Annotated in this window: 1 protein-coding gene; it reads right to left on the reverse strand. The window is 58.7% G+C overall.

The features are described from left to right. On the reverse strand, positions 1 to 218 hold a 218-nt coding region (locus tag FNJ47_RS55870), incomplete at both ends, for a transposase (protein WP_163163944.1).

Below are 218 nucleotides of genomic sequence, written 5' to 3' on the forward strand. Positions count from 1 at the left end.
TGATGCGCCCGAACGATGGTGGAATCGACGATCAGATATTCGAAGTCCGGATCATCGGACATCGCCTCGAAGATCCGCCACCAAACACCCTTGATGCTCCATCGGCTGAAGCGCCGGAACACGCTGTTCCAATCGCCGAAGACCTCCGGGAGATCGCGCCAGGGAGACCCCGTACGCACGATCCACAGCACTCCTTCAACGAACATTCGGTTGTCGCG

The organism is Bradyrhizobium uaiense (genome assembly GCF_010811875.1).
GTDB classification, from domain to species: Bacteria; Pseudomonadota; Alphaproteobacteria; order Rhizobiales; family Xanthobacteraceae; genus Bradyrhizobium; species Bradyrhizobium uaiense.